General features: G+C 29.0%; 3 protein-coding genes. 1 reads left to right on the top strand and 2 read right to left on the bottom strand.

Features of this window, described 5'->3' with window-relative positions:
* Positions 1 to 599, bottom strand: a 599-nt coding sequence (locus ACRC03_RS06795; RefSeq protein WP_438651804.1) for a phospholipase D-like domain-containing protein, incomplete at its 3' end; no start/stop codon positions are given.
* A 101-nt stretch (positions 600 to 700) separates the two neighbouring features.
* Here ACRC03_RS06795 and ACRC03_RS06790 point away from each other — a divergent pair.
* The gene (locus ACRC03_RS06790; RefSeq protein ID WP_438651803.1) at positions 701 to 1,009 is read left to right on the top strand and encodes a phosphoribosyl-ATP pyrophosphohydrolase; all 309 of its coding nucleotides are present in this window, start codon (positions 701 to 703) and stop codon (positions 1,007 to 1,009) included.
* Positions 1,010 to 1,064: 55 nt separating this feature from the next.
* Here the strand turns inward: ACRC03_RS06790 and ACRC03_RS06785 are convergent.
* Positions 1,065 to 1,573: hypothetical protein (locus ACRC03_RS06785; RefSeq protein ID WP_438651802.1), on the bottom strand; the 509-nt coding region annotated here is incomplete at its 5' end.

The raw sequence follows: 1,573 nt of genomic DNA, 5'->3' as shown, positions 1-1,573 counted from the left end.
ACATTATTTTTATTGTTGTCTTCATCATAAACATAGTTAATATCTTCTTTTTTATTATCTACAGTCGTGTATATTTTAGGCTTTTTCCATGTTTTTGAGTAAGTTTCTAGTTCTTGATCATTAACTATTATTGAGTCGTTGTAGAACAATTCTTCAAACATACTTTTGAAATATTTATAGTCCTCAATACTTTTTTCTTTATCTATTCTATAATTCCACTCTATACCACTTGTCCATGCTGAGCGTGATAAGTTAGATGATCCTATGAAGATTTCACCTTGGTTGTTTTTTTCAAATATGTAGGCTTTAGCGTGAAAACTTCTACCTGGATCATTGTAAAATCTTAAGTCTAGCTTATCTCCTAGTATGTCTTTTATTAGGTATAGTGCTGATGGTTGTGTTATGTTTAGGTAGTTTCCTGTAAGTATTCTTATTGGAATATTTTTGTCCTTTATGGCTTCTAAGTCCTTTTGTATTAATTTAACTCCTGATTCCATAAGGAAGGAAACTATTATATCTATGGATGTTGCATTATGTAAACTTTGTTGTATTCTTTTATATAAGTGGTCTTGATTTCCTGTGATACAGTTTAAGTTCATGGTTATTTCCTTTCTCTTTGCTAATACTTATATTGTACCATGTTTTGACAATAGTATTTAATGTGGGTATAATTTATTTATCAATAATTTGGAGGTATATTATGATTGTTTATGATAAGTTGGTAAGAGATAGAATTCCTGAAATTATAGAGGCTAGTGGTAAGAAGTGCGAGATTGAGGTTGTTAATGATGAGGTTGCTTTGGAGTACCTTTATAAGAAGTTAGGTGAAGAGGTTGCTGAGCTTTTAGAAGATAAAAACCTTGATGAGGTTGCTGATGTTATGGAGGTTCTTTTTGCTATTGCTGGTAAGTATGGGTATAGTGAGGAAGAAGTTTTAGATAAAAGAAATTTAAAAAAAGATTCTAGGGGTGGATTTGAAAAAAATCTTATTTTAAAGAAAACATATTAAAAAATTACTGGGTTTATTAAACCCAGTAATTTTTTGCCCACACTTATATACAAATTTAATATGTTAAATATAGCAATTTCCCTAAGTAATCTTCTATACTAATTCCTATTCTATCAGCCCTAACTTTATAATTACCATATGATTTATAAGGTAAATTGCACATCCCCCATAGATCTTCCCAATAATAAATATCTAATTTATGATTATTTCTAAAAAGCTCAACACTGTGTTTTTGATCATTTACGTCTATAACATCATATGGTATACCTTTTATTTCAATATATTTATCTTCTTTAACCAGGTAAAAGTCAGGGGTATATCTTTTGGCATTTTTTAGTTTGAAAATCTCTGGTTCATACTCAAATTCAATATTATTAAGTATCAAATGGTTTGCATATATTACCTCATAGCCAGATCTACAATTAATAATTTTTCCATGTTTCTTGAAGTACCAACTTTTATTTCTATTACTTTTAAAATGACTTAAAATATTTTCACACATTCTTATGCTACTCATCTCTCTTGCATAACATCCACAAGATGGAATCTCATACCTTAGTAGAC

This window comes from Romboutsia sp. (genome assembly GCF_051659545.1).
GTDB lineage: Bacteria > Bacillota > Clostridia > Peptostreptococcales > Peptostreptococcaceae > JBOFOR01.
Note: the sequence above shows the minus strand (reverse complement) of the source record. Positions and strands in the feature narration are given on the sequence as shown.